Here is a 26,186-nt window from a genome sequence, read left to right on the forward strand (position 1 = left end):
GGTGGACTCTCCGGCGGGAGTGGCCGCGCGGTCGATGCCGACGCCGGTCGACGCGCACGCCGGTCCACGCCGACCTCTCCTGACGAGACTAACGCCGATCCCGGCATCCGGTCCCCACCTCAGGAGAGGTCGATCGCTCGGTGGTCGGTCTCCCCGCGTTCCCCCGGCGGCAGGCACAATGGGAGAGGACGAAGGGGTTTCGTATGGCAACGGGGATGGCACGCCACCGGGTCACGCGCGTGCGCATGGGCGACGGGGCGGATGCCGCGACGACTTCGACGCGCGAGGACGTGGTCGCCCGCGAGGAGCCGCTCGAGATCCGCATCGATGGAACGTCCTGGTCGGTGACCATGCGCACCCCGGGCGACGACTTCGACCTCGTCGCCGGTTTTCTCGTCTCCGAGGGCGTGATCGCCGCGCGCGACGAACTCGCCTCGCTGCGGTACTGTGCCGGATTCGACGAGTTCGGCCGCCGCGAAGAGAACACCTACAACGTGATCGACGCCGTGCTCGGTCCCGGTGCCGTCCCGCCCACGGATGCCCACGCTCGCCACTCCACGACGACCTCCGCGTGCGGTATCTGCGGCACCACCTCCATCGAGGCTGTCGGCAAGCAGTCCCGTTTCGAGGTGGCTGACGACGGCATCCGTGTCGACGCGGCCGTCCTTGCCCGCCTGCCCGACGTGCTGCGCGAGAAGCAGGCGCTGTTCGACCGCACCGGTGGCGTCCACGCGGCCGGGCTGTTCACCAGCGACGGTGAGCTGCTCTGCCTGCGCGAGGATGTCGGACGCCACAACGCCGTCGACAAGATCGTCGGCTGGGCGGTGCGAGAAGATCGCCTGCCGCTGACGGGAACGGTGCTGCAGGTGTCGGGGCGGGCCTCGTTCGAGCTCGTCCAGAAGGCCCGGCTTGCGGGTATTCCGGTGCTCGCCGCGGTCAGCGCGCCGTCGTCGCTCGCAGTGGACCTGGCCGCGGCATCCGGCATGACCCTCGTCGGTTTCAGCCGCGGCACGAGTCTTGCCATCTACACCCGTCCCGATCGCGTCCTCGTGCCGACGGCCGCCGAACTCGCCGCGCGGTGAGCCGGCCTACGCTCTGACGGCGCGCCGGGACCCGTCCTGTGCGGCGCGGGTCGCGGGGTTCGAGGCGATGACGGATGCGGCATCCGCACGGCCCGCCGGGAGCCAGAGTGCAGCGATCGCACTGAGCACGAGCACGAGACCGCCGACGACCACGGCCGGGCGCGCAGCGGTGACGTACAGGTCGGGTACCAGTTCGCCGCCGGCACCGAGGAAGACGGCGGTCAGCACCGCCGTACCGAGCGCGAGTCCGATCTCGCGAACTGTCGAGTTGACGCCCGACGCCTTCGCGTGATCGACGAGGTGGAGGGTTGCCAGCAACGCTGTCGCCGACGGCGCGAACACGAGACCCATCCCCACCCCCGCGATCACGAACGGCACGACCATGGCGGCGTACGGGGTGTCGAGATCGATGATGACGCCGAGCCAGAGCAACGCTGTCGCCTGCAGGACGAGACCGAGGACCATCAGGATGCGCGTCCCGACGCGAGGGGCGAGCATGCCCGCCAGCGGTGCGACCACCATCGGGGCAAGGGTCCACGGCGTCGTGCGGAGGGCGGCCTCCCACGGGGACGCGCCCTGGACGACCTGCATGTACTGGATGAGCAGGAAGATCGCGCCGAACGTGCCGAAACTGAACCCGAAGCCGGCGATGTTGGTGACCGTGAAGCTGCGGTCGCGGAACAGCCGCAGTGGGACCAGGGGAGCGGCGGTGCGCGCTTGCCATCCGACGAATCCCGCGAGCAGGGCAGCGCCGGCGACCAGTTCGGCGATGACGCCGAACGATGCCCACCCGTCGTCGTTGCCGCGGACGATCGCGTGCACGAGAAGCACGACGCTCGGGGCGATGAGCGCCGTCCCGACCAGGTCGAGGCGCACGCGCGCGCCGCGATCGTTGCGCAGCGCCCACAGGGCGAACGGGATCGCGATGATCGCGATCGGCACGTTCAGCCAGAAGATCGCCTGCCAGTTCCAGCCCTCCATGATGGCGCCGCCGACGAGCGGTCCGACAGCCACACCCAGCCCCGACACGCCGCCCCAGATGCCGATCGCCAACGGCCGGCGCTCGGGGCTCACTCCGCCCGACAGGAGTGCCAGCGAGAGTGGGAAGATCCCCGCGCCGCCGATGCCCTGCACGGTGCGCGCCACGATGAGCTGGGACGGGTCGGCGCTCAGCGCTGCGAGAACGGATCCGATTCCGAAGACCGCGATTCCCAGCGCGAAGACGGTGCGTCGTCCGAAACGGTCGCCGAGCGCGGATGCCAGCAGGATCGTGCCCGCGAACGCAAGTGTGTAGGCGTTGACGAACCACTGGAGTTCCTCGACGCTCGCGCCGAGGTCGCGGTGCAGCACGGGGAGCGCATTGGTCATCACCAGGTTGTCGAGGGTCGCCATGAACATCGGGACGGATGTCGCAGCCACGACGAGCCCGAACGCGCGCGGCCGCGATCCGGGGCCGATGCCACTGTGCCGGGCGGCGGAATCGAGGGCGGTGGACACGAATGCCTCCAGGGTTGTAATCGGATGATTACTTGGAATGTAGTAATCGACTGATAACCTGTCAAGCGTGAGTCAGCACACCACGCAACGGCGCATGAGCTCCGAAGAACGTCGCGCGGACATCCTCCTCGCGGCGCACGCGGTCTTCGGCGCTCGCGGGTACGAGGGGGCGACGACGGATGAGGTGGCGCGCGCGGCCGGTGTGAGTCAGCCCTACGTCGTCCGGCTCTTCGGCACGAAGGAGTCGCTCTTCCTTGCCGTACTGCACGATGCCCTCGAGCGGCTGCTCGAAGGGTTCCGCGCCGAACTGGCCTCGACGCACAGCGACGCGCCGGTGCAGGAACGCATGGGTGCGGCGTATCTCGAGCTGCTGCAGGTGAGGGGGCTGCACCAGACGCTTTCGCACGCCTTTCTCCTCGGCGGGCACCCCGTCATCGGGCCCGCCGCACGCGAGGGGTTCGTGCGGGTCTGGCGTTTCCTTCGCGACGAGGCGGGCTTCGACCCCGATACGGCGCAGTCTTTCCTCGCGGAGGGGATGCTGATCAACACCATGATCGGGCTTCGCCTGATCGACCACGTCGACGCGGATGGCGGCATCCGTGAACTGTTCGAAACCTGCTTCCCGACGACGATGCGGGCGGTGCGCGACGTGGCCCCCCGCGGAGACGAACCGTGGTGAGTGCCGACTGCCGACTTTCCGATCGCCGAACCCGCACCTTTCGCCGCGAACCCACGCGATCCGGCGCGCATCGCGTGTGGGCTGGGATAGAAAGGTGTGGGTTCGGTGCGGGCTGGGATCACGCGCGGGATCATTACAGCCCGACGGTAGGCTGGGGCGCGTGACCATGGAGATGGAGATCGGACGCGCCAAGCGCGCCCGCCGCGCGTACTCGTTCGACGACATCGCCGTCGTCCCGTCGCGCCGCACCCGCAACCCCGAGGATGTCTCGACGGCATGGTCGATCGATGCGTTCCAGTTCGACATCCCGGTGCTCGGTGCCCCGATGGACTCCGTTGTGAGTCCGCGCACCGCGATCATGCTCGGTCAGCTCGGTGGCCTGGGGGTGCTCGACCTCGAGGGGCTGTGGACCCGGTACGACGACCCCGATCCGTTGCTGGCGGAGATCGCCTCCCTCGATGAGGCCACGGCGACTCGTCGGATGCAGGAGATGTACGCCGAGCCGATCAAGCCCGAACTCGTGCGCGACCGCCTGCAGGAGATCCGGGACGCGGGCGTGACGGTCGCGGGCGCCCTGACGCCGCAGCGCACGCAGCAGCTCTACGAGACCGTCGTCGCCGCGGGCGTCGACCTCTTCGTCATCCGGGGCACGACCGTCTCGGCCGAGCACGTCTCGAGCGTCGACGAACCGCTGAACCTGAAGAAGTTCATCTACGACCTCGACGTTCCCGTCATCGTCGGAGGTGCGGCGACCTACACCGCCGCGCTTCACCTCATGCGCACCGGTGCGGCGGGCGTCCTCGTCGGCTTCGGCGGCGGGGCTGCCTCCACGACGCGCGGTGTGCTCGGCATCCATGCGCCGATGGCCACGGCTGTGGCCGACGTCGCCGGCGCCCGTCGCGACTACCTCGACGAATCGGGGGGACGCTACGTCCACGTCATCGCCGACGGCGGCGTCGGGACATCGGGCGACATCGTCAAGGCGCTCGCGATGGGCGCCGACGCGGTCATGCTCGGCGTCGCGCTGTCGCGGGCGACGGATGCGCCGGGCCGCGGCTATCACTGGGGTCCTGAGGCCCACCATCCCAAGCTGCCCCGCGGTCGCCGCGTCAAGGTCCAGCAGGTCACGAACCTCGAGTCCGTGCTGTACGGCCCGGCGCCGGTCGCCGACGGGACGGCCAACCTCATCGGCGCGTTGAAGAAGTCGATGGCCACCACCGGGTACTCGGACCTCAAGGAGTTCCAGCGGGTCGAGGTGGTCGTCGCGCCGTACACGGGCGGATGACAGACCAGATCTCCTTTCCGCCGACCCTGCGGGAGGTCATGCTCCGCCCCCGCTGGATCGGGGTCCTTCTCTTCGCGCTGGTGGTCGCGGGCGTCTTCGCCTGGCTCGGGCAGTGGCAACTCGCCCGCGCCATCGACACCGACCCGCTGCCTCCCGGGGCCACCGAGCAGGTTCGTCCCCTCGCGGAGGTCGCGTCCCCCGGCGAGTATCTTCCCGAACCCCTGGTCGGTCAGCGCGTCGAGGTGACCGGTCGCTGGGTGCCCGGCGACTTTCTCATCGTCTCGTCGCGGTTCAACGATGGGGTCGAAGGGTACTGGGTTACAGGCCAGCTGCGCCTTGCTGATGCGGCGGCCCCCACATCCGTTGCCGTCGCTGTCGGCTGGGCGCCGACTCTCACGGATGCCGAATCCGCCGCCCAGGCGCTGGAAGCGCTAGCCGCCGCGGGGGAGCCGGTCACGATCGTGGGGCGATTGATCTCCGATGAGGGGCCGCTTCCGCCGCCGCGCGGGGAGCCGCCGCTCACGATGATCCGGATGTCGCCTGCGGCGCTCCTGTCGCAGTGGCACGATACGGCGGGACTGGACGTGTATCGCCCGTACGTCGCGTCGCAGTCCGCGTCCGGCGGTTTGGTCGACATCGTCTCACCGGCGCCGAACGCCGGCTCGACCGTGAACTGGCTCAACATCTTCTACGCCGCCGAGTGGGTGGTCTTCGCCGGCTTCGCCTTCTACTTCTGGTATCGCCTCGCCAAGGACGCGTGGGAGAAAGAGGTCGAAGAGTTCGAGGATGCCGTGGCGGACGCATCCGGGTCGGGAAGCGTGACCGCAACCGGCGACTAGAATGGGCCCATGCCTCGCGAGCCGAAACCGTCGTCTTTTCCGGCCATTCGCGGAGCCCTGACCTTCTACCAGGTCGCCTCGATCATCACCGGCGTGATGCTCCTTCTGCTCCTCGCGGAGATGATCCTCAAGTACTCGCCGCTGCACGTCGAGCTGTTCGCCGGCGGATCGGGCGGCTTCTTGTGGTTCGCTCCGGTCATCGTCGGCCCCGGATGCGAGTGGTACTCCTTGTTCGTGCCCGGCGGGCTCGGCTGCGAACTGGAGTCTGCGGGGGACGGGGTCAACGTCTCGCTGTCGATCCTCGTCGGCCACGGCTGGTTCTACGTCGTCTACCTGTTCGCCTGCTTCCGGGTATGGAGCCTCATGCGGTGGCGCTTCGGCCGCTTCATCACGCTCGCCCTCGGCGGAATCGTTCCCTTCCTGTCGTTCTTCATGGAGGCTCGGGTCGCACGCGAGGTCAAGAGCTACCTCGCCTCCCGCGAGTCCGAGACGCATGACCTCGCCGAGCACTCCACGCTGACCCGCCAGACCCCCACCGCGTCCTGAACCCGCACGCGCCGACCGAAAGCATCCGGTGACAGAACAGACCGAGACCTCGCAGCGACCCGTCCTCGTCGTCGACTTCGGCGCGCAGTACGCCCAGCTCATTGCCCGTCGCGTGCGAGAGGCGGGCGTCTACAGCGAGCTCGTGCCGCACACCGCAACGGCCGCCGAGATCGCCGCGAAGGACCCGATCGGCATCATCCTGTCGGGTGGACCCTCATCCGTGTACGAACCCGGTGCGCCGACGCTTGACCCGGGCGTGTTCGATCTGGGCGTGCCGACCCTCGGTATCTGCTACGGATTCCAGGTCATGGCTCAGGCTCTCGGCGGCGTCGTCGCCAACACCGGCCTGCGCGAGTACGGCGCGACGGATGCCAGCATCATCCGCGACGAGAGCGTGTTGTTCGACGGTCAGCCCGCCGAGCAGAACGTGTGGATGAGTCACGGCGACCAGGTCTCGGAGGCTCCCGCGGGGTTCGAGGTGCTCGCTCGCACCGGAGCCACCCCGGTGGCCGCGTTCGGAAACGACGCGCGTCGCATGTACGGCGTGCAGTGGCATCCCGAGGTCAAGCACTCCGATCACGGACAGCGGATCATCGAGAACTTCCTGCACAAGGCCGCGGGCCTTCCCGCCGACTGGAACAGCGGCAACGTCATCGCCGAGCAGGTCGAGCGGATCCGCGCGCAGGTCGGCTCGGGACGCGTGCTTTCGGCGCTGTCGGGCGGTGTGGACTCTGCCGTGTCGACAGCCCTCGTGCACAAGGCCGTCGGCGACCAGCTCGTCGCGGTCTTCGTCGACCACGGGCTGCTGCGCAAGGGCGAGCGTGAACAGGTCGAGCAGGACTACGTCGCCTCGACCGGTGTGCGTCTGGTGACCGTCGACGCCCGGGAGACGTTCCTCGAGGCCCTCGCCGGGGTCAGCGATCCCGAGCAGAAGCGCAAGATCATCGGACGCGAGTTCATCCGCGCGTTCGAGCGGGTCCAGCGCGAGCTCGTCGACGAGGCCAAGGCCGACGGTGAACCCATCCGCTTCCTCGTGCAGGGGACCCTGTACCCGGATGTCGTCGAATCCGGCGGCGGCGCGGGAACCGCGAACATCAAGAGCCACCACAATGTCGGCGGGCTTCCCGAGGATCTGCAGTTCGAACTCGTCGAGCCGTTGCGGACACTCTTCAAGGACGAGGTCCGCGCGATCGGACGCGAGCTCGGTCTTCCCGAGGTCATCGTCGGCCGCCAGCCCTTTCCGGGGCCCGGTCTTGGCATCCGGATCGTGGGTGAGGTCACCGCTGACCGCCTCGAGATTCTGCGTGATGCCGACGCCATCGCCCGCGAAGAGCTGACCAAGGCGGGGCTGGATGCCGAGATCTGGCAGTGCCCCGTGGTGTTGCTCGCCGACGTGCGGTCGGTGGGAGTTCAGGGCGACGGGCGCACGTACGGGCATCCGATCGTGCTGCGCCCCGTCTCGAGCGAGGACGCGATGACCGCCGACTGGACGCGGCTGCCCTACGACGTGCTCTCGCGCATCTCGAACCGCATCACGAACGAGGTGCGTGAGGTCAACCGCGTCGTGCTGGATGTCACCTCCAAGCCCCCGGGGACAATCGAGTGGGAGTGACGCGAAGCGGCGCTCACACTCGAATGATGGGCGCAGTGTGGCACTCGACCGCGGGAGCGGGCGAGTGGGAGTGACGCAGAGCGGCGCTCACACTCGAGCGATGGGCGCAGTGTGGCACTCGACCGCGGGAGCGGGCGAGTGGGAGTAGCTCCCACCGGTGGGGGTGCTTTGCCGGAGGCGCGTTACCTCGTGCTCGCGTCGCGGCTCGTTCCCGACCGCGATGGCGGGTTCACGATCTCGGTGCTTCGACGAGCGGCTGACATGGCAGCCGCCGGCGCGGATGTCACACTCCTGACCGTCGACCCCGGTGAGACTGCCGACCACGACGCTCACCGAGCCGAGTGGGTGCGGCGCGGGCTGCTTGCGGACCGTTCCCGGCTTCGGAACCTCTTCGATGACGCGCGATCCGATCCGTCGTGGCTGCGGCGCGCGGCGCGTCCGGGCCCCGTGCCGTCATCCCCGTGGCCGAGGCGTGCCATCACCGACGTCAACGGCGCGACCGTCCTCGATCTGCCGGTCGTGAGTGACGATCCCGCCTGGCATCTGACGGATGCCCCCGTCCAGGTCTACGACGGCGGCGCGGTGATCGGCTGGCTGCCCGGATTCGGCGGTCTCTATCGCGCGTGGCTCAACGCCGTCGCGGCGGTTGCTGCACCGAGCGAAGAGCCAGTGCCAGTCGTACTGTGCGAGGCGCGGCAGATCGGCGAGACGCTGGTCGCCGCGGGCAAGCCAGCGCTGGATGCCGGCATCCGCGTGCTGCACACGACGCACGCGTGCCATGTCCTTTCGCCGTTCCAGTGGGACTCGCCGATGGATGCCGCCTGGGAGCGGTGGTTCGAGATCGCAGGCCGGTTCGACGGCGTGCTGTGGTTGACGCCCTCGCAGCGCGATGACGTCGAGCGGCGGTTCGGCGCGCAGTGGATGCGGTCGTTCGTCGTGCCGCATCCTGCCCCGGCGGTGTCCGTGTCCGCCGATCCGGTCGCCGGCCGGATCGTCATCCTGAACTCGCTGATCCCCCGTAAGCGCGTCGACCATGTGCTGCGGGCGCTTCCCGCGGTGCGCTCGGTCGTGCCGCACGCGCACGTTCGCGTATTCGGCGACGGTCCTGCCCTCCCCGAGCTTCGAGCGCTGGCGGCCGAGCTGGACATCCGGGATGCCGTGGAATGGATTGGTCACGTCGCCGATCCCGCGACGCAGGCCTGGGCATCCGCCGACGTGCTCGTCCTGGCGAGCACGAACGAGGGACAGCCGCTGGTGATCCTCGAGGCGCTCGCGGCGGGTGTTCCGGTCGTCGCGTACGACATGCCCTACGGTCCGCGCGACACCCTCGCGCACGGGGGCGGCGTGCTCGTCGCCGATGGCGACATCGACGCCCTGGCCGCAGCGCTCATCGACGTGCTCTCGGATCGGGAGCGTCACGCAGAGCTTTCGGTCTCGGGACGAGCCGCTGCTGCGGCGATGGATGCTGCGGCATCCATGCGTGCCCTGGGCGACGCCGTCCGTGCCGCCCTGGCCGATCCCGTCAGCCGCTGACACCTCGCGCGCGCCGCGCCGAGCCTCCAGGGGCAAGGGCGAGCGTGCGCCGAATGCAGAAGGGCCGCCCGACTCCGGAGAGTGGCGGCCCTTCTCAGGATCAGTGCGTCAGTTGTTCCCGCGCAGAATCGCGAGGATGCGCAGGATCTCGATGTAGAGCCAGACGACCGTGACCATGATGCCGAAGGCACCGAGCCACGCGTACTGGCGCGGGGCGCCGTTACGCACGCCCTGCTGGATCGAGTCGAAATCGAGCACGAGCGAGTACGCGGCCATGATGACTACGAAGACGCCGATGATGACACCCAGGGGGATGCCGAAGATCTCGATCGTGCTCGACATGCCGAAGGCGCCGCCTGCGATCGGGGCGTTGAAGACCATCAGCAGGACGTTGACCAGCGAGTACACGAGGTAGCCGATCATCGCGATCATGAAGACCTTCGTCGCCTTCTTGGAGGCGCGCACCTTGCCGCTGGCAAACAGCGCCAAGGTCACGCCCACAACCGCCAGCGTGCCGATCGTCGCCTGGATGACGATGCCGGGCCAGATGAACTCGAAGAACGCCGAGATGGCGCCGACGAACAGGCCCTCGAACGCCGCGTAGCCCCAGATGAGCGCGGGGCGGATCTTCTTGCGGGACGTGAAGATCACGACCATCGCGAGGACGAAGCCACCGAGCGCCCCGACGATCCACGGGATCATCGTCGGGTTGGGGTTGGTGGCCGTGACCGGCGCCATGGTCCACATCCAGCCCACGACCGCAGTCACCAGCAGGATCGCGAACAGGCCGATCGTCTTGATGACGGTGTCTTCGACCGTCATCCGTCCGGTCTCGATCGCACCTGCCGACGGTGCCGCGTAGGCGCCCTCGAGCTGGGCATTGACTGCGGCATCCGTTGCCGCCGCGTGGGTGGATGCGTACTGGGTCTGCGCGCCGAAGCCGCTCTGGCCGCTCGTCGGGAAAGCGCGGCCCGCGCCCTGCTCCTGGAACGCGGGGTTGTTGAATGCGGGGTTGTTTCCAGCCGCCACGAGTTCTCACACTCCAAAGTCCGTGAAAAACAGCCGTCTGCTGTTGATCAAGCGTATCGGACGGGTGTGGTCAGGCGACCGGCGACCGCTGTGAAGCCGCTATGAACGACTAGCCTGAGCGCGTGAACCGGCCCCTGATCATCGGCCACCGCGGTGCGCCCGGCTACCGCCCCGAGCACACGCGCAGCTCCTATGAGCTCGCGATCCGGATGGGGGTGGACGCGGTCGAGCCCGACGTCGTGGTCTCCCGCGACGGCGTTCTGGTCATCCGTCACGAGAACGAGCTGTCGACGACGACGGATGTCGCTGAGCGGCCCGAGTTCGCAGGCAGGCGCACAACGAAGCGGATCGACGGGCTCGACCACGCGGGGTGGTTTGCCGAGGACTTCACCTGGGAGCAGCTTGCGACCCTCCGCTGCAGAGAGCGGATTCCCGGCATCCGTCCCGCAAGCGCAGCTTTCGACGACCAGGAGCCGCCGCTGCGGCTGCGCGATCTGCTGGCGCTGCTCGACGAACACCGAGCGCAGGGCCGTGTGGTCATCCCGGTCATCGAGATCAAACACGCCACCTTCTTCGCGTCCCTCGGGTGGGACATGGCCGCGCTTCTGGATGCCGAGCTGCAGGCAGGGGGATGGCATGACCGCCGCGTCGTGGTCGAGTCGTTCGAACTCGGTGTCCTGCGGCAGCTTCGCGAGCGCGGAACGACCGCAGAACTGGTGTTCCTCATGGAGGCCGACGGCGCTCCTGTCGATCGGCACACGAGCCCCGGGGCGCGAACGTATGCCGAGTGGATGCAGCCCGAGGGTCTGGATGTCCTGGCCGCCGAGGTCGACGGAATCAGTCCTGACAAGGCAGTCATCCTGACCCCGGATGTCCAGGGCTCCACGATCGGTCCGGCGCCGTTGATCACGCGAGCGCACGAACGAGGCCTGACCGTGTTCACCTGGACATGTCGCCCCGAGAATGCCTTCCTCCTCCCGGAGTTCCGGTCGGGCGAACTGGCCGACTACGGCGATTGGCGTGGTGAGTGGAGCGGACTGCGCACCGCGGGCGTGGACGGCATCTTCGTGGATCACCCCGACCTCGGCATCGAGGTCTTCGGATGCGGGGCTCACAGCGAGATGTCGACAGATCAACGAGGTGTTGACATATAAACCCGGCAGCGGAATCGTGTGAACCGGGTACAGGAATCGTGAGATCACGGTTCGTATCGCTGTGACGCGGCAGTGGCACGGAGGGTGATGTCCTTGGTCGACACACAGGCGGATACGCTGCGCGTGCAACCCTGGGCTCAGGTAGCCATTCTTGTCATCTCGGCTGTCACCTTCGTCGCCGGAACCGTGGGGTACGGGTTCCCGCTGCTGACCCCCGTGGCCGTATCGTTTGCCGTTCTGATCGCGGGAACTGCTGTCGTGTTCTGGGTGGACCGCACCCGAGACCGGGTCGATACCCGATGGCTTTCGATCGTTCCCCTGTTGGACATCATGGCCACGGCGGTCATCGCGGCACCGATGTCACACGATCTGCAGTTCGCCGCTGTCCTCGTGATCCTGCCGTTGATGTGGCTCGCGCTGGCGTTCGATCCCCTTTCCATCGCAGTCGGCGTGGTGTTCTCGGCATCCGTGCCTGCCGCGCACTCGCTGGCCACCGACGACTGGCCGGACCACCCGGTGGACTGGGTTCCGTTCGTCCTGGCTCCCGTCGTCATGTCCGTCTTTGCTGCCTCGGCTTTCCTCGTCGGTCGTGCACTACGCGCTAATCAGCGCGCAACTGACGCGACGATGAAGCGACTGCGAGCGGAGTCGCGGGCGCGGGCCGCGGATGTCGCGACGATGGCCGCGATCGAAGAGGGAACCGAGGACGCCGTCGTCGTCTTCGATCGCGCAGGCGAGCTCCTGCGAATCAACGACAAGGCGCGGCGTCTCGCAACCAAGGCCAGGCTGGACTTCCGTCAGCCCGGGCTGGGAGACCACCGTATCTTCGCTGCTGATAGGCGCACCCCGCGGGTGTTCCCGAGGGATTCGATTCGCAAGGCCATGGAGCTCTCGGTCGCTGTGGAGCACGTGGCCTGGCTCGGCGCGGAGGGTGACCAGGTCGCGGTGCACTATCGGATCTTTCCGATCGTCACGGGCGGAGAGGTCGTTGGCGCGGCGATCATCGCTCACGATGTCACTGAGCTCGTGGAGGCGATCGAGATCCGCGACCGTTTCCTCGACGCGGTCGGGCACGAGCTGCGCACACCGCTGACCGCGTTGCTCGGAGAGACCGATCTTGCCCTCATGGGCGAGGTCCCGGATGACGTTGCGGAGCGTCTCTCCGCTATCGACGAGGCCGCGAGCCGCGTGCTCACCGCAGTGGAACGGCTCGTCGCTGCCGGCCGCGAATCGGTATCCATGATGCGCGACACGGCCGACATTGCCATCATCACGGGCGATACCGTGGCCGACCACCGTGGTCTCGCCGAGGAGTGCGGCGTGGCGCTTCGGGTCGTAGACCGGAGGGTGGGCTTCTCGCGCGTGGACACGCGTGTCTTCCGCTCCATTCTCAGCGAGTTCCTCGTCAATGCGATCCGGTTCACCCCGGCGGGAGGCGAAGTCGTCGTCACGACGGACGTCGTTGACCTGGTGGGACCGGTGGTGGAGATTCGCGACACCGGGGTCGGGATGACTGACACCGAGAGACGCCGCGCTTTCGAGCGCTTCTACCGCTCGGATTACGCGCGCGATAATGCGATTCCCGGCGCTGGTCTAGGGCTTTCGATAGCAAAGAAGCTCGCCGACCAGTCGGGGATCGGTGTCGGACTGTATGCCACGGTGGATGGGGGAACCCTCGCCCGGCTGATGCTGCCCAGCGCGGACCCCGAGGACTTCGCCTCGGCTGTTGCGGTCGTGCCGAGGCCGTAGGTCAGAGGTCGAGCGCCGTTCGCTGCGCGTCCTCATCTCGCTGCGACCGAAGCGTGTAGCTGCAACCGAAGCGCTCGCCGCGCCCCGTCCGGACCCAGTGCGATACGCGCACTGTCGCCGGCGTCGAGCACGAGCCACGTCTGGTCCCCAATCCTCCGCCGGGCCGGCCTCGACGGCGTGTTCGTGGACCATCCCGATCTGGGAGTCGCGTCCTTCGCCTGAGTGCTTGACAGCGTGCGTCGTCTGGGCGACGGTTGAGGCGGGGGTGACCTCGATGGATGAGTTGGCCCGTGTCGGACAAGGTGGTTCGACAGTGACCGGCGCGCAGAGCCGTGAGCAGGAGGCTGCGGTCTCCCCGGTGATGCTTCGCACTCAGCCGTGGACGCAGTTGGCGTTGCTCGCGGCAGCCGTGGGTGTGGTCGCCACCGCCCACGCGTTCGGAGCCGACATGCTCACTCCTAGCGCACTCACCGGTCTGGGCCTCATCGCCGTCGGTGCGCTGGTGATGGTCATCCTGTCTCGGATCCGGCCGCGAGAGCACACGGCGTGGGTGGCGGTTGTCCCGCTCAGCGGCCTGGTCGGCATCCCCTTGATCCGCAACGAGGCGTCAGAGCTGGTCGACGGCATCGGGTTCATGATGGTGTTCCCGTTGGTGTGGCTGGGGGCGGCGTTCCCCCTGGCCACCATCGCGATGGGGATCGTGCTGGCCGGTGCGATTCCCCTCGCCCCTGCGATCAGTGCTGGGCGGGTCCCCGACGCGGCGCCGGAATGGATCGCGTTCGGGGTCTTCGTCGCGTTCGCAGCTCTCATCGCCCTGTCGGCCTTCGTGACCGCCCACCAGCTGCGTCGGGAGGTGTCGCATCGCCACGCGGCGCTCGCGGCCTCCCGTGAGGCGTCCGACGCCCAGGAGCGCCTGTCGGCAATATTCCAAGCGGTGTCCGAGGCGACGGAGGATGCCGTCATCGTCTTCGACCCGCACGGCCGAGTTCTCACCGCGAACGGGTCTGCTCATCGCCTGGCGAAAAGGGCCGGAGTCGACCTCGAAGGGTCCTCCTTCTCGCGCGGTCGGTGGGTCTACTCCGCGGATCGGCGGACTCCGTTGCTGCTGTCGCGTGACGCGATCGCGGAGCTGGCGCGCAGACCCGGTATCCGTGCGCGGATCGCCTGGCTGGGGGAGCGCGACCAGGTCGCGGTCAACTATTCCGCGCATCCGATCTCTCACGACGACGAGCCCCTCGGGTTCGTGTTGATCGCCCACGACGTCACTGACCTCGTCGAGGCGATCGAGGTGCGCGACCGCTTCCTCGATTCGGTGAGTCATGAGCTGCGGACGCCGCTGACGGTGCTCATGGGCGAGACGGAGCTCGCTCAGATGGAAGACGTGTCCGAACGCGTCGCTTCGCGTCTTGATCGCGTGGATCAGGCAGCGCAGCGGCTCTTCAGCACGGTCGAGCACCTTCTGTCGGCCTACCGTAAGACGGTGCGCGCCCTTCCACAGACCACGAGTGTCGCGCTGACCGTCGGGGATGTCGTGGAGCGGGAAGCGTCGCTCGCGCGCGAACGTGACGTGCGGGTGCGGTTCGCCGATCATGGGGTGGGTACAGCGAGTGTGGACCCGCGGAGCCTTGCTGCGATCCTGGACGAGCTCCTCCGTAACGCGGTCCTCTACTCACCGCCCGGTGCCACGGTGTCGATCGACACCCGGCGCGACCAGGACCGGCCGGTCGTTGAGATCACCGACGCCGGTGTCGGGATGAGCGAGACTGAGCGCCGTCGCGCCTTCGACCGCTTCTACCGCACGGATTTCGCCCGTGAGCAGGCTCTCCCGGGAGTGGGGCTCGGGCTGTCGATCGCGCAGAGCCTCGCCGAGGGGAACGACATCTCGATCGAACTGGAGCCGGCGCCGCGTGGAGGAACCCGGGCGCGGGTGTGGCTTCCGCCGGCGATGCGCTCCGACGAGGAGGCGGCGTGATCGTCGTGCGCGCCGCGGGGGTCGGTGCGGTGGCGCGGCACCGCGCCTGACGGTCTCCACGGCACACGCCGGAACAGTTCTTGACAGACTCCCGGTCAGCCGGAAGGGTGAGCCAGACGAGTCCGGAAGGGTGAGGCGGACCGGGCTAGGGGTTGATGCAGTAGTGAATCGAGGAGCGGCGCTCGGCGACCCGATTTTGCGCCTGCGCCGTCAGCCCTATCTGCAGGTCGGGCTGGTCATCGCCGCATGCGTCGTCCTGCTGGTCGATGCCCTTCGCGGGGGAAACTGGTCGTATTGGTTCGCCGTGGACGGATTTGCCGTCCTGGTCGTCGGACTCGGCATCATGATCTTCGTCGCCGTCGCCCGGCCGTCTGGGCCGGGACGCTGGATCGCGGTGGTGCCGCTGGCCGACCTGGTCGGCGTCGCACTGATCTGGCCCGGTGTGGAGGAAGCGTTCCCGTCGGCGGCGTTGCTGTTCCTGCCGCCGCTGATGTGGCTCGGGCTCGCGTTCCCGCTCCCGATGGCCGCGCTCGGCGTCGTGCTGGTCTTCGTTGCCCCCGCGGTCGCGCTCGCGCGGGAGACCGGCGCCTCGCTTTCTGAGGATGCCCTCGCGAACCTGCCGTTGTTTCCGCTGATCGGCGCGCTCGTCACGGCGTCGGCCTACGTCGTCGGTCGCCTGCTGCGCACGGAGCATGAGCACGCTGCGGAGGCATTCGAGCGCGTCCTGGTGACCATGCGCTCGCAACGCGACCAGGCCGAGGTGTTCCGATCCGTGCTCGATGCGAGTCCCAACGCGATCGCCGTCATCACGCCCCGTGGCCGCATCCTGCATCGAAATGACGCATTCGATGCGTTGGTGGCTCGCGCGGGTCTCGACGTGGGGACGGACTGGTCGGAGGGCCCCGCCTCTCACGTCTACGGTGAGGACCGCAGTTCTCGCGTGCGGCTTGATCGAAAGCTGTTGGCGCGGGTCGCCAGTAGCTCTCGCAGCGAGCGCCGCACCATCTGGGTCGGCGCCCCCGGGGATCAGCGGGCGATGAGCGTGACGGTGCGGCCCATCGCCCGCGGCGAGGAGCCCATCGGCGCCGCGTTCATCGCGGCCGACATCACGAGCCTCGTGGACGCGGTCGATGTTCGTGATCGCTTTCTCGACATCGCCGGGCATGAGCTGCGGACGCCGCTCACCGTGCTCTTGGGCGAACTCGATCTGCTCGACCTCGAGGGTGCCCCGCCCCAGCAGAACGAGCGGCTCGCGCGGATCGAGGCAGCCGCAATGCGTCTGCGGGAGGTCGTCGACAAGGTCATCGCCGCAGGTCGGCAGGAGGTGTCCGCATCACGCGAGGTGACCGACGCCGCCCTGATCGTGACGCAGGCCGTCGCAAACTGGCGGCCCGCTGCCGACGAGATGCGGGTGGACCTGACGGTCCGAGAGATGTCTTCGTTCTTCGCGTACGTCGACTCGTACCTGTTGCGCCGCGCTCTCGAGGAGTTGCTCTCGAACGCGCTGCGTTTCACGCCGCCGGGGGGTGCGGTCCGTGTGAGCGTTGAGCGCGACGGCGAGCGACCCGTGATTGTCGTGACCGATACGGGGATCGGGATGACGGCGGGTGAGCAGCGACGCATGTTCGAGAAGTTCTACCGCACCGACAGCGCACACCGCAGCCAGATCCCGGGCTCGGGGTTGGGGCTGCACATCGTTCGCACGATCTGCGACCAGTGCGGAATCGATGTGTCGGTGCGGTCGACTCCCGGCCGAGGGACATCGGTGCGGCTCGCGCTTCCGCCGGCAGCCCAGACGCCGAGACCGGGCCGGGATCGCGATACTCGCCGCACGAGCTGATCATGCGTCGGCGATACGCCGCAACGTCGTGTCCCGCCGAAGGTCGCGCACGAGTCGGGGAAGCTCGTCGAGCGCGATCTCTACGCCGATGCCGTTGCCCGCGTCGATCACGAGCCAGGTCTGGTCTTCGTCCGCCCGTCGCAGGATGCCGACCTCGAGGTCGGCATCGTCCCCGACGCCTCGCGCCCCCACGCCGCGGACGCGTGCGCGCACCGCTGTTCCCGGGCTGCGGTGATCCTCGTCCGCCGGATGGCTCGTTGCCGCGTGCGGTGTGACGCACCAGCTGTGCTCGCACATCGTGCCGCTCCTTCTCAGGCGGGTCGACAATCTCCGCCAGCGATGTCTGGGGTGGGCACGGTGCGTCTATCGGACCATCGACCTCCGACATCGCCGGTGGCGGATCCGTGGCTAGCGGCCTGGGGCGATGCCGGGCAGGTCAGGGGGAAGGATGCTGGCGAGCGGCACTCCCAGGACCTCGGCGAGCGAGGCCAGCGTGCGAAGACGCGGGTTCGCGGGCGTTCCCGGATTGGATTCGCCCTTCTCGAGCTTGCGATAGGTGAACGTCGAGATTCCGGCAGCGTGTGCAACGCGCTCCTGCGATAGCCCTCGATGGGCGCGCGCACGGGCGAGGGCGACGCCCAACGCCTCGACGTAGTCGGTCCAGGGGTCGTTCTCAGGAGTGGACACGGATCCAGCGTCGCGGACGATTCGGTGATACATGCACATGTATACCTTCTCATTCGCGGCCCCCGTGACAGTCATGGTGTCGACGTCTGGGCGTCACGGCGATGCTGTGCCGCGGCTGGGTTGCCGTGCGGGGATAGTGCGCGCGGATGCTCTCCGCGGACACCGCCGCACCGGCTGTCGCGAGCACGACCCCGACAACGAGCGCGATCAGGCGCCAGTCGCGTCGTGGCCCGCCCCGCTTGCTGGTGGCTCCCACCCCGCCCACCCGCTGCTCCGACCCCGAATTCTCGAAGAGCATGTATACATGCTACACGATCACCGCGGCATCGCTCGAGGTGGCCGGCTCGCACGCCCGCAGCCCACCCCTCGCCTCGCGTAGGGTGGGCACATGGATGCCGCCATCGTCGTGACTGGACTGCGACGCTCGTTCGGCCGGGTCGAGGCGGTTCGCGATGTCTCGCTTCATGCCCGTCCGGGTGCGGTCACCGGGTTGGTCGGCCCCAACGGGTCGGGCAAGACGACGCTGTTCCTCATGCTCGCCTCGCTCTTGGCCCCGGATGCGGGAACGATCCGTATCGGTGACATCGATCCCATCGAGCAGCCACAGGCGGCGAGGGCGATCCTCGGCTGGATGCCCGATGCCCTGGGGACCTGGGGTGCGCTCTCCGCGCGCGAGACGCTCATCGTCACCGGGCGGCTGCACGATCTGCCCAAGGACGTCGCGCGCGCACGCGCCGATGAACTGCTCGAACTCGTCGAGCTGACTTCGCTCGCGTCTGCGCCCGCTCGCGTCCTCTCGCGCGGCCAGAAGCAGCGGCTCGGACTTGCTCGAGCCCTGGTGCACGACCCGCGCGTTCTCCTGCTCGACGAACCGGCATCAGGATTGGACCCGGCGGCCCGCGTCGAGCTGCGACACCTCCTTCGCCGATTCGCCGCAGAGGGGCGCACGGTGCTCGTATCCAGCCACGTCCTCGCTGAGCTCGAGGAGGTCATCGACGACGCCGTGTTCCTCGTCGCCGGCAGCTCCGTCGACTCCGGCACGGCGGTTGCCGCGCGTCGCACGCGGGACTGGCGGATCCGGTTGCTCGGTCAGCCGACGGATGCTGCAGCATCCGTCACCGCGGCTCTCGAGTTGCCAGCGGACGCGGTGCGCGTCGACCGAGCAGATGTCCTGATTTCCGTCGCGACGGACGACGATGCGGCGGCAGCCCTTCGCCGACTCGTGGAGCGCGGCGTGCCGGTGAGCGAGTTCGCGCCCGCCGTCGGCGACCTCGAACAGACCTTCCTCGACCTGCGCGGAGGTGATCTCTCGTGAGCGGGAACCGCCTGGGGACGCTTGTCCGCCTCGATCTCACGCAGCGGGTGCGCAGCGTCGCCTGGTACGTGCTGCTCGGCGTATTCGCCGCGCTCCTGGTCCTCGTCACGGCGCTGTCGCTCCTCGCCTTCTCGTACTCGGACGGCGTAGGCGCGGGCGTCTACTCGGTCGTCGTCTTCGTTGTCCTGCTCCTGGTCGTCCTCGTCTCTCCGACCCTGTCGGGGAACGCGATCAACGGCGATCGGGATGCCGCGAACCTCGCCCCCGTCCAAGTGACCCTCGCGACGACCGCTGAGATCGTGCTGGCGAAGTTCCTCGCCGCGTGGCTCACGGGTCTGTCCTTCGTCGCGGTGGCGGTGCCGTTCATGCTGGTCGCCGCCCTCAGCGGCGGAGTCGACCCGCTCGTGGTGCTGGTCTCTCTGGTGATCCTCATCGTCGAGATCGCGATCGTCGCCGCCATCGGCGTCGGCCTCAGCGGAATCGTCGCCCGCCCGCTGTTCTCTGTCGCCGTCACCTATCTGGTGGTCGCGGCGCTGGTGGTGGGCACGCCGATCGCCTTCGGCCTCGGGGGCGCCGCGATCCGCACTGACGTCACCCAGTCGTATCGCAGCTACGTCTACGACGACTCGGGGTTGCCGACGACGAACCCGCCGACGTGTGGCCCGTGGGAGAGCTATTCGTACGAGGTGCCACGATTCGACACGGTCTGGTGGCTGCTGTCGGCGAACCCGTTCGTCATCCTCGCCGACGCGACCCCGGCCCGTTTCAGTACCGGCGGATACCCCGAGGATCTTTTCGGGAATTTCGCTGTGCTTGTCCGCGGAGCTCAGATCCCGCCCGAGGACAGTGTGACGTGGGATGAATGCGCGTGGGCGCCGACTACTCAGTCCACCCCCGAGGAGATCTACTCGCAGACGACGCCGAGCTGGTTCGTCGGCCTCGCCGTTCAGGTTGTGCTCGCCGGCGCTCTCCTGTGGTGGGGCGGGTCGCGAACCCGTACGCCATCGCGGACTCTGCCGCCGGGCACGCGCATCGCGTGAGTGGGTTCCCGGGAGCGTGAGGGGATGAGGTCCGCGGTGCGGCGCACCATCCTGGCCGTCGTGGCGGCGGCGCTTCTGCTTGCGCTCGGGGCGAGCATCGCCGCGGTTGCGCCGGACGTTCTTGCCACCAGCGCCGAACCCGCAGCCCGGATGCGGGTTGAGCAGGGAGCCGCCGGTTTCGAGCGCGATGTCGCGATGGCGTGGCTTGCGCGGGCTCTTCTGGTGCTCGCGGTCGCGTGGGTGGTGATCGGGATGTTGTCGGCGCGCACGCGCCTGGTTCGTCGTCCTGGGGCGGCGGCTGCACGCGCGGCGTGGCTGGCGGCGACGCGCCCATGGCGGGCGCGGGAGTCGACACTCGGGATGCTGCCACTGGACCGTTGGTTGCTGATCATCATTCCCGGCGGCCTGCTTGTTGCGACGCGGGCTGTGCAGACCTCGTTCCTGTCGTGGACGCACATGGCGCTCGTGCTCGGGGGGTGGCTCGTGTTCCTGCTCGTCGTGCGGGCGTTCGTGCGTGAGCGCTCGCCGTGGCCCGTTGTCGCGGCGGTCGGTGGCGTGCTCGTCCTGCGCAGCATCCTGACCCTGATCGTGCTGTCGATCGCGGGCCCGGGCGGATACTGGTTGGTCCTCTGGGCCGATCCGGTGCCTCGTACCGTCTACACCACGATCGCGTTCGCGCTGTTCGTGTGGCTCTTCGTCGCGGCGGGGTGGGCGTTGTCGAGCCAGTTCGGTGCCCGACGGGGAACGGGCATCGTGCTGGCCGGCATTGGCGCGGGCCTTGCGATCCCGGCGGCTGTCATCGGACTGGTCGGGCTCGACGGGTTCCCGACGCTGTGGAACGACGAGATGGGGCTGCTGTTGTGGGGTCTCGCGCGGGTTCTCGGCCTCACGACTCACGCCGACATTCCCCCCGCAGCGCCGTGGATCGCCGCGGGCGTCGGTGTCGTGGTGGCTCTCCTGGGCGTGTTCCTGGCGCTGACCTGGCGACGCGACGATCCCCGCCGGTGAGCGCGCCCGCGACGGCGCGGCGCTGCCGACGGCGCGGTGCTCTCTGTGGCGCGATGCTGCCTCTGGCGCTGTGCGTGAGTCGGTCGACCAGCGGGTGTCGTCCGTTTCGCTTCACGGACGTCGATGACGCTTCACGGACGTCGATGAGGCTTCTAGGACGTCGATGACGAGTCGAGCATCGTCGAGGCGCTGCGGCGTGCGGGGATCGACATGGTGGACCGAGGTGCCGCGCCGACCTGAGATCCGCGCAGCTGCGCGGCCGGCGCGTCCGGTGGGGACACTGTCGTGGCGATCGCCGTCGCGGTGGATGGCGTGCGCCAGGGTGGTCGGTCGGGTGGCGGCGGCGGGTCCCACGCCCACGACCAGGGCGCTTTCGTGCGCAGCGGCCGCGGCGGGGTCTCGGTTCCGTCCGGTGATCGGTGTCCGGGTGGCGGGATGAGGATGAACGGGCCGAGTCCGTCGCGGACGATGCGCCACCCGTTGTTGTGAAGTTGCATGTGGTGAAACCGGCACAGCAGGATGCCGCGGTCAATGTCGGTCCTGCCGCCGTGTGCGACGTGGTCGATGTGATGCGACTCGCAGTACGCGGCGGGCACCGGGCATCCGATCCCGGCGCAGCCGCCGTCGCGGATCGCGAGCGCAAGCTTCTGCCTCGCACTGAAGAGGCGCTGCTCGCGACCGAGGTCGAGGGGGTTGCCACGGTTGTCGACGGTGACGTCGATCGAGCCGTGCTGGCACAGGGTGCGATCGATGATCGTTCCCGGGAGGGTGTCTCCGCCGTCTTCGGCGTGACCGGTAGCGATCATGCGGCCGAGCGGGTCGCGGGGGCCCGACTGGTCTTTGACGATGACCATGCGAACGCCGGGCTGGCGGACGCCGAAGACATCGGCGGCCTCGGCTACCGCGCCGGCGCGCAGGACGTCGACCAGCAGGTCGTACTCCAGCTGTTCGTTGGTGCGCGGGTCATCGGCGAGCTCCGCGGCTGCGGCACGTTCGGCATCCGTGACGAAGCGGGGGCCACCGCGCCGGGGCCGAAGCGCTGCCGCGAACATCGATCGCACGAACAGCGCCATCTCGTCATCGAAGGTGATGTGACCGTGGTGTTGGCCGTGCTGGTCGATCCACATGCGCAGCGAGCGCTTCTCGTAGCGGGTCTGGAACCGGCACGCTGCCCCGGTCGGATCGAGGATGTCGCGCATCTGCCGTGCTCGGCTTCGCAACTCCTCGACAGATGCGCCCTCGACTGCCTCGTCGATGAGGGATTCCGCCGCGACTGACCAGGCGAGAGCAGCCGCGGCCGGGTCGACACCCTCGGCTTCGGGTTCGCCGAGTCCGCCCCGGATCGCATCGTGCTGGGACGGTGTCAGCCGCCCCTCGAGCAGGGCTACCCGCATCGGCGAGTGCCATGGCGTGCGCGCGGATGATTCGGCGGGGTCGGCGCCTGGTGACGGTGAATCGTCGCCGGTGCCGGCAGCGTCGCCGCTCTCGACATCCGCCGGTTCGGTGGAGCCCGCATCGAGCAGGGCTGCCCCGACGCGCAGCTGGCGCAGGGCGTCAGCGCGGCTTCCGCCGGTGATCGACTGGATCAATGCGGCCGGCGACGCGTGGCCCTGGCCCGCTGCCAGCCCCGAATGCCCCTGTTCGCGACGGGACCTCGTCGCCGCGACGCCGGCGACCACGGACTGCAGGCGCTCGGCATCATTGGCGATAGCCGTGACATGACGGAGCACCTCCAGCACGGAGGCGTCGGACAGTGCCGCTGCACCGGCGGGTAGCCCGGTGGGTTCGACATCCAGCTCGGCGAACACAGCGAGCTGGTCGAGCCGCTCGCGCATTGCCGTGAGGATGTTCATGTCTTCAGGACATCACCAACCTCCGACATTGGCGGGCATCTCGCCGTCGCTCGAAAATGCCTGTGGACAGGGCTTTGTTTCGCGGCTCTGGGGAGGAAGCGACAGGCGCATCGGAGCCCGCGGGGGCAGTGAGATCGGCATCCGGCGACCCGCGCAAGGGTGTTCCGGTGCATCGCGAGCCGACCTACTCTCACGGCATGTGGTTCGACAGCTGGTCAGACATCGTCCGCGTGCTCCTGGTCGGAGTCGCGTCCTACGCGTTCCTCATCGCCTCGATACGCATATCGGGCAAACGCACGCTCGCCCAGCTCAATGCCTTCGACTTCATCGTCACGGTCGCGCTCGGATCCACGCTCGCGACGATCCTGTTGACCTCGGATGTCGCGTTCGTCGAAGGGATCGTCGCCCTCTCGCTTCTGCTCCTGCTGCAAGCGGTGGTTGCGTTCGCCGCGGCGATGTCGCGTCGCATCCGCAAGCTCACGACTGCCGCCCCCACTCTGCTGCTTCGCAACGGTGCAATCGACGAGGACGCCCTCCGCCGCCAGCGCGTCGCACGCGCCGATGTGGAACAGGCCGTGCGCCAGAGTGGTGCAGGTGACCTGTCGTCCGTCGCGGCGGTCGTGATGGAAAGCAACGGGAAGCTCAGCGTCATCTCGCGAGATCGGCTCGGTGATGCATCCGCGCTCGGTGCACTCGGTCTGTCGAAGGAAAACTGAGTGGTCGGCGTGACCAGGGCCTTGCGCGCCGCGGCGAGTCATCGTTGAATCGGTATCGCGTCGCCGAGACACCACGTCGCCGGGACGCGAGAGGGGGCGCCATGGCTGACGAAAACGGGCACTATGACCCGGATGGCGGGTATGACCCGGATGGCGGGTATGACCCGGATGGCGGGTATGACCCGGATGGCGGGTATGACCCGGATGGCGGGTATGACCCGGATGGCGGGTATGACCCGGACGGCGGGTATGACCCGGACGGCGGGTACGACCCCGATACGGGAAGCGCGTGACCGCTGAGGCAGTGCGGCGCGCCGGCTAAGGACGTGTCATCGCGGCGCGGATGATCTCCCGATCATCGTGGGGGACGCGTTCCCTCCCGACGAGCTGGTAGTTTTCGTCTCCCTTGCCCGCGACCAGAACGGTGTCGCCCGGCCGCGCCATCTCGATCGCGGCGAGGATCGCGTCTCGGCGTGCCGGGATCTCGATGCATCCCGGCACGCCTTCGCGCACCTCCCGGCGAATACGATCGGCGGGCTCGCGGCGGGGATTGTCGTCAGTGAGGATGGCGAGGTCGGCCAGCTGACGGGCGATCTCGCCCATGGGGCCTCGCTTGCCGCGGTCGCGTTCGCCGCCGGCGCCGAAGACCAGGATGAGGCGTCCCGGTGTGCGCGCACGTACGGCCTGCAGCGCTGTTCGGAGCGCACCGGGGTTGTGCGCGGTGTCCACCATGGCGGTGACGCCATCGTGTTCGGCGATGACCTGGAGCCTTCCCGGCGGCGGCGCGACGTCGTGGAGAGCCTCCGCGACGTGTGCGGGATCCCCGCCGGCTCCGATCACCGCAGTGGCGGCGAGGACCAGGTTCGTCGCGGCGATCGAGTGCACGGTGGGTAGCACCGCAGGGTAGGAAGAGTCGCCGATCATCAACCGAAGTCTGAGCCGACCGTCGACTTCCTGCGCGCCACCCATCCGTACCTCGCCGCCGTCACCGACGGTGATCAGATTCGCACCGCGCCGCGCAACGGCGGCGCGGACCAGATCTCCCTGAGCCGAGTCGGTGGCGAGAACGGCGATGCCGTCGGGGCGCAGGTACTCCTCGAACAGACGCAGCTTCGCCTTCCAATACCCGTCGATGCTGCCGTGCACGTCGATGTGATCTCGTTCCAGCCCCGTCGAGACGGCAACGTCGACTTCGACCCGCTCGAAGAGTCCATCGGCCAGGATACCGACGTATGCCTCCAGCGAGACGGCATCCGCTCCAGCCCGGGCCTGCGACCCGATGAGCTCCGGCAGATAGTCCGGGGAGCGGCGGGTGTTCGCCTCGTGAACGTCTCCGCTTACGTCGGTGATGCCCGTCGAGTCGTAGCTGGCAGCTCGCCATCCGATGAGGGTCATCAACTGCCGAGTCGCGGTCGCGACGCTCGTCTTGCCGTTGGTGCCGGTGACGGCCGAGACGACCGGCCGGCCCTCGGGTCGTGGGACTGGTGTGATCATCCTGCTCCTGGGGAGTGGCGGCGCCTGTATCGCGGAACCTATCCCACCCGCGCGCCGCGCGCTACCGGCGAAGGCTCGCGCTGAACGGCGTCGGCCGCTGCGGCAGCACGATCGGGCAACGCGAACCAGGTATCCGACTTCGGTGCAGGGGGAGATGGACCGGTTGACTATCGATATAACGGATAATAATATCCACTATATGAGAACAGAGCCGCCTCTTCTCGCTCCGATCTTCCGGTCGGACGGGCAGGCGCGCCTGCTGTCGGTCCTTCTCCTCGGCGATGGGGAGCTGAGTATCACCGACGTTGCGACCCGCGCGCAGCTCGCTTACCCCACCGCTCATCGCGAGGTGGCACGTCTCGTGGATGCAGGCATCCTCGTCGAGCGTCAGGTCGGACGTACGCGATTGGTTGCCGCCAACGCCGATAGCGACCTCGTCCCGCCGTTGCGCCAAATCCTCCAGGTCGTCACAGGCCCTGTCACCCTTCTCTCCCGAGAACTTGCCGGCATCGAGGGCATCGATTCGGCGTTCATCTACGGATCGTTCGCAGCGCGGTTACGCGGCGTCGACGGTCCGGCTCCCAATGACATCGACGTGATGGTGGTCGGGACGCCAGAGGCTGAGCTCGTCTACCAGGCATGTGATCGGGTCGAAGAGGTGGTGCACCGTCCTGTGAACGCGACGATTCTGACCCCGGCTGAGCTGGCAGCGGACTCGGGTTTCCTTGATCATGTCCGCGCAAGCCCTACGGTCTCGATCCTTGGGGATGTTCCGTGGCAGTGAACCCGCTGACGAAGACGCAGCGGGACGCCATCGATGTGCTGGTTTCTGCGCGTCGACTCGAGAAAGTCCCGCCGGATCCAGCCCGCGCTGCCGCATTTCTCGCCGCGGCGGCTGAGCGGATCAGCCAGCTTCCACTGCTGACCAGCGTCGTCGTCGCATACGATCTCGCCTACGACGCGGCGCACGATGTCGGCGAAGCACTGCTTGCGGCGCACGGATACCGCACGCGCAACGGCGTGGGTCAGCATGAAGCGCTCGGGCGCTACGTGCGCGCCGTACTCGACTCGCCGCCCGGTGATCGCGCGGCGACTCGATTCGATCGACTACGCCGCGTACGGAATAAGAGTCGCTACGACGCTATCCCCATAGGTGCGGTCGAGGCTGCGCTTGCGCGACAAGCCGCTCACGAGCTTCATGTCGCTGCGATCGCGCGCGGAGTCGGCACCTGACGGACGGCTGCCAACAGCGCTGC

The 26,186-nt window shown here is 68.4% G+C and carries 25 protein-coding genes; 18 read left to right on the forward strand and 7 right to left on the reverse strand.

What is annotated here, in order from left to right:
* Positions 1-203 precede the first annotated feature (203 nt).
* Entirely contained in the window at positions 204-1,082 is an 879-nt protein-coding gene (fdhD, locus tag ACSGC5_RS10945; RefSeq protein ID WP_434970650.1) for a formate dehydrogenase accessory sulfurtransferase FdhD, read from the forward strand.
* A 6-nt stretch (positions 1,083-1,088) separates the two neighbouring features.
* Here fdhD and ACSGC5_RS10950 read toward each other — a convergent pair whose 3' ends face one another.
* On the reverse strand, positions 1,089-2,579 hold the full coding sequence (locus ACSGC5_RS10950; RefSeq protein ID WP_434970651.1) for a DHA2 family efflux MFS transporter permease subunit: 1,491 nt from the start codon (positions 2,577-2,579) through the stop codon (positions 1,089-1,091).
* 67 nt (positions 2,580-2,646) lie between these two features.
* Between ACSGC5_RS10950 and ACSGC5_RS10955 the strand changes: the two genes are divergently transcribed.
* The 6 genes from ACSGC5_RS10955 (at position 2,647) to ACSGC5_RS10980 (ending at position 9,073) form a co-directional block, all read left to right on the forward strand.
* Positions 2,647-3,258 (forward strand): TetR/AcrR family transcriptional regulator, encoded by a 612-nt coding sequence (locus ACSGC5_RS10955; RefSeq protein ID WP_434970652.1) that lies wholly within the window; start codon positions 2,647-2,649, stop codon positions 3,256-3,258.
* Between the two features lie 166 nt (positions 3,259-3,424).
* Entirely contained in the window at positions 3,425-4,543 is a 1,119-nt protein-coding gene (locus tag ACSGC5_RS10960; RefSeq protein ID WP_434970709.1) for a GuaB3 family IMP dehydrogenase-related protein, read from the forward strand.
* Complete coding sequence (locus ACSGC5_RS10965) at positions 4,540-5,382, forward strand: SURF1 family protein (protein WP_434970653.1); 843 nt, start codon at positions 4,540-4,542, stop codon at positions 5,380-5,382. Before ACSGC5_RS10960 ends, ACSGC5_RS10965 begins: the two co-directional genes overlap by 4 nt.
* A gap of 9 nt (positions 5,383-5,391) precedes the next feature.
* Complete coding sequence (locus tag ACSGC5_RS10970) at positions 5,392-5,928, forward strand: DUF3817 domain-containing protein (protein WP_434970654.1); 537 nt, start codon at positions 5,392-5,394, stop codon at positions 5,926-5,928.
* 28 nt (positions 5,929-5,956) lie between these two features.
* Positions 5,957-7,540 carry a glutamine-hydrolyzing GMP synthase gene (gene guaA / locus ACSGC5_RS10975; RefSeq protein ID WP_434970655.1) on the forward strand — a complete coding sequence of 528 codons (1,584 nt, stop codon included), beginning with the start codon at positions 5,957-5,959 and terminating at the stop codon, positions 7,538-7,540.
* A 138-nt stretch (positions 7,541-7,678) separates the two neighbouring features.
* Positions 7,679-9,073, forward strand: a complete 1,395-nt coding sequence (locus ACSGC5_RS10980) for a glycosyltransferase family 4 protein (RefSeq protein ID WP_434970656.1) — start codon at positions 7,679-7,681, stop codon at positions 9,071-9,073.
* Positions 9,074-9,181: 108 nt separating this feature from the next.
* On the opposite strand, the gene ACSGC5_RS10985 is transcribed toward ACSGC5_RS10980, so the two are convergent.
* Positions 9,182-10,102: a Bax inhibitor-1/YccA family protein gene (locus ACSGC5_RS10985; protein ID WP_434970657.1), complete on the reverse strand. Its 921-nt coding sequence runs from the start codon at positions 10,100-10,102 to the stop codon at positions 9,182-9,184.
* Between the two features lie 122 nt (positions 10,103-10,224).
* Here ACSGC5_RS10985 and ACSGC5_RS10990 point away from each other — a divergent pair, with 122 nt between their 5' ends.
* From ACSGC5_RS10990 to ACSGC5_RS11005, 4 genes are all read left to right on the forward strand, one after another.
* Positions 10,225-11,256, forward strand: coding sequence for a glycerophosphodiester phosphodiesterase family protein (locus tag ACSGC5_RS10990; protein WP_434970658.1), 1,032 nt, complete (start codon positions 10,225-10,227; stop codon positions 11,254-11,256).
* Positions 11,257-11,349: 93 nt separating this feature from the next.
* Entirely contained in the window at positions 11,350-13,005 is a 1,656-nt protein-coding gene (locus ACSGC5_RS10995) for an ATP-binding protein (RefSeq protein ID WP_434970659.1), read from the forward strand.
* Between the two features lie 226 nt (positions 13,006-13,231).
* Complete coding sequence (locus ACSGC5_RS11000) at positions 13,232-14,977, forward strand: ATP-binding protein (RefSeq protein WP_434970660.1); 1,746 nt, start codon at positions 13,232-13,234, stop codon at positions 14,975-14,977.
* Positions 14,978-15,140: 163 nt separating this feature from the next.
* Entirely contained in the window at positions 15,141-16,817 is a 1,677-nt protein-coding gene (locus tag ACSGC5_RS11005) for an ATP-binding protein (protein WP_434970661.1), read from the forward strand.
* Here ACSGC5_RS11005 and ACSGC5_RS11010 read toward each other — a convergent pair whose 3' ends face one another.
* The 3 genes from ACSGC5_RS11010 to ACSGC5_RS11020 all read right to left on the reverse strand — a co-directional run bounded on the left by ACSGC5_RS11010 (position 16,818) and on the right by ACSGC5_RS11020 (position 17,802).
* Positions 16,818-17,114, reverse strand: coding sequence for a hypothetical protein (locus ACSGC5_RS11010; RefSeq protein ID WP_434970662.1), 297 nt, complete (start codon positions 17,112-17,114; stop codon positions 16,818-16,820). It abuts the gene before it with no gap.
* 111 nt (positions 17,115-17,225) lie between these two features.
* The gene (locus ACSGC5_RS11015) at positions 17,226-17,504 is read right to left on the reverse strand and encodes a helix-turn-helix transcriptional regulator (protein ID WP_434970663.1); all 279 of its coding nucleotides are present in this window, start codon (positions 17,502-17,504) and stop codon (positions 17,226-17,228) included.
* 49 nt (positions 17,505-17,553) lie between these two features.
* Complete coding sequence (locus ACSGC5_RS11020; protein ID WP_434970664.1) at positions 17,554-17,802, reverse strand: hypothetical protein; 249 nt, start codon at positions 17,800-17,802, stop codon at positions 17,554-17,556.
* Between the two features lie 90 nt (positions 17,803-17,892).
* Here ACSGC5_RS11020 and ACSGC5_RS11025 point away from each other — a divergent pair, with 90 nt between their 5' ends.
* The 3 genes from ACSGC5_RS11025 to ACSGC5_RS11035 are packed head-to-tail and all read left to right on the forward strand — an operon-like array spanning position 17,893 to position 20,867.
* The gene (locus ACSGC5_RS11025) at positions 17,893-18,819 is read left to right on the forward strand and encodes an ABC transporter ATP-binding protein (RefSeq protein WP_434970665.1); all 927 of its coding nucleotides are present in this window, start codon (positions 17,893-17,895) and stop codon (positions 18,817-18,819) included.
* Positions 18,816-19,859, forward strand: coding sequence for an ABC transporter permease (locus tag ACSGC5_RS11030; RefSeq protein WP_434970666.1), 1,044 nt, complete (start codon positions 18,816-18,818; stop codon positions 19,857-19,859). The genes ACSGC5_RS11025 and ACSGC5_RS11030 overlap by 4 nt, the downstream gene beginning before the upstream one ends.
* A 24-nt stretch (positions 19,860-19,883) precedes the next feature.
* Positions 19,884-20,867 (forward strand): hypothetical protein, encoded by a 984-nt coding sequence (locus ACSGC5_RS11035; protein ID WP_434970667.1) that lies wholly within the window; start codon positions 19,884-19,886, stop codon positions 20,865-20,867.
* A 152-nt stretch (positions 20,868-21,019) separates the two neighbouring features.
* Here ACSGC5_RS11035 and ACSGC5_RS11040 read toward each other — a convergent pair whose 3' ends face one another.
* Entirely contained in the window at positions 21,020-22,720 is a 1,701-nt protein-coding gene (locus tag ACSGC5_RS11040; RefSeq protein ID WP_434970668.1) for a DUF222 domain-containing protein, read from the reverse strand.
* A 167-nt stretch (positions 22,721-22,887) separates the two neighbouring features.
* Between ACSGC5_RS11040 and ACSGC5_RS11045 the strand changes: the two genes are divergently transcribed.
* Together ACSGC5_RS11045 and ACSGC5_RS11050 are read left to right on the forward strand one after the other, a co-directional pair.
* The gene (locus ACSGC5_RS11045) at positions 22,888-23,436 is read left to right on the forward strand and encodes a DUF421 domain-containing protein (protein WP_434970669.1); all 549 of its coding nucleotides are present in this window, start codon (positions 22,888-22,890) and stop codon (positions 23,434-23,436) included.
* A gap of 101 nt (positions 23,437-23,537) precedes the next feature.
* Entirely contained in the window at positions 23,538-23,729 is a 192-nt protein-coding gene (locus ACSGC5_RS11050) for a hypothetical protein (protein WP_434970670.1), read from the forward strand.
* Positions 23,730-23,754: 25 nt separating this feature from the next.
* Here the strand turns inward: ACSGC5_RS11050 and ACSGC5_RS11055 are convergent, their stop codons facing one another.
* Positions 23,755-24,930 (reverse strand): Mur ligase family protein, encoded by a 1,176-nt coding sequence (locus tag ACSGC5_RS11055; protein ID WP_434970671.1) that lies wholly within the window; start codon positions 24,928-24,930, stop codon positions 23,755-23,757.
* A 199-nt stretch (positions 24,931-25,129) separates the two neighbouring features.
* On the opposite strand from ACSGC5_RS11055, the gene ACSGC5_RS11060 reads away from it, so the two are divergent.
* Positions 25,130-25,714: a helix-turn-helix domain-containing protein gene (locus ACSGC5_RS11060; protein ID WP_434970672.1), complete on the forward strand. Its 585-nt coding sequence runs from the start codon at positions 25,130-25,132 to the stop codon at positions 25,712-25,714.
* Positions 25,705-26,163, forward strand: coding sequence for a hypothetical protein (locus ACSGC5_RS11065; protein WP_434970673.1), 459 nt, complete (start codon positions 25,705-25,707; stop codon positions 26,161-26,163). The genes ACSGC5_RS11060 and ACSGC5_RS11065 overlap by 10 nt, the downstream gene beginning before the upstream one ends.
* The last annotated feature ends 23 nt before the right edge of the window (positions 26,164-26,186 follow it).

The organism is Microbacterium sp. bgisy207, from assembly GCF_965345035.1.
Taxonomy (GTDB): domain Bacteria; phylum Actinomycetota; class Actinomycetes; order Actinomycetales; family Microbacteriaceae; genus Microbacterium.

Coding starts and splice junctions, on each gene's coding strand:
- fdhD (WP_434970650.1), top strand. CDS start 204: ATGGCAACGGGGATGGCACGCCACCGGGTCACGCGCGTGCGCATGGGC.
- ACSGC5_RS10960 (WP_434970709.1), top strand. CDS start 3,425: ATGGAGATGGAGATCGGACGCGCCAAGCGCGCCCGCCGCGCGTACTCG.
- ACSGC5_RS10965 (WP_434970653.1), top strand. CDS start 4,540: ATGACAGACCAGATCTCCTTTCCGCCGACCCTGCGGGAGGTCATGCTC.
- ACSGC5_RS10970 (WP_434970654.1), top strand. CDS start 5,392: ATGCCTCGCGAGCCGAAACCGTCGTCTTTTCCGGCCATTCGCGGAGCC.
- ACSGC5_RS11010 (WP_434970662.1), bottom strand. CDS start 17,114: ATGTGCGAGCACAGCTGGTGCGTCACACCGCACGCGGCAACGAGCCAT.
- ACSGC5_RS11020 (WP_434970664.1), bottom strand. CDS start 17,802: ATGCTCTTCGAGAATTCGGGGTCGGAGCAGCGGGTGGGCGGGGTGGGA.
- ACSGC5_RS11025 (WP_434970665.1), top strand. CDS start 17,893: ATGGATGCCGCCATCGTCGTGACTGGACTGCGACGCTCGTTCGGCCGG.
- ACSGC5_RS11035 (WP_434970667.1), top strand. CDS start 19,884: ATGAGGTCCGCGGTGCGGCGCACCATCCTGGCCGTCGTGGCGGCGGCG.
- ACSGC5_RS11040 (WP_434970668.1), bottom strand. CDS start 22,720: ATGAACATCCTCACGGCAATGCGCGAGCGGCTCGACCAGCTCGCTGTG.
- ACSGC5_RS11050 (WP_434970670.1), top strand. CDS start 23,538: ATGGCTGACGAAAACGGGCACTATGACCCGGATGGCGGGTATGACCCG.
- ACSGC5_RS11055 (WP_434970671.1), bottom strand. CDS start 24,930: ATGATCACACCAGTCCCACGACCCGAGGGCCGGCCGGTCGTCTCGGCC.
- ACSGC5_RS11060 (WP_434970672.1), top strand. CDS start 25,130: ATGAGAACAGAGCCGCCTCTTCTCGCTCCGATCTTCCGGTCGGACGGG.